Raw genomic sequence first — 243 nt, 5'->3', positions numbered from 1 at the left:
CACCGGTCACCACGTTGCCCGTCACTGCGCCCACCTGGTCATCGACCCCGGTGATCGCCACTTTGCTTGCATCCGGTGCACTGAAGTCCAGCGTCAGCACAAAGGTGTTCGATGGATCGCTGACGTTGCCCGCCGCGTCCGTTGCCATGACCGTAAAGCGGTGCTCGCCTTCCGACAGGTTGGAGGTCGGGGTAAACGACCAGTCACCATTGGCATCGGTTTTCGCCGTGCCCAGTACGCCGT

1 protein-coding gene is annotated in these 243 nt (G+C 62.1%); it reads right to left on the bottom strand.

The genetic code is table 11. The features are described 5' to 3' along the window. Window positions 1–243 (bottom strand): Ig-like domain-containing protein (locus tag JHD74_RS26530; protein WP_199063968.1); only part of this gene is annotated, 243 nt, incomplete at both ends.

This window comes from Serratia sp. ASV30 (genome assembly GCF_016428815.1).
Classification (GTDB): domain Bacteria; phylum Pseudomonadota; class Gammaproteobacteria; order Enterobacterales; family Enterobacteriaceae; genus Chania; species Chania fonticola_C.
This window is presented reverse-complemented; position numbering and strand designations above follow the sequence as displayed.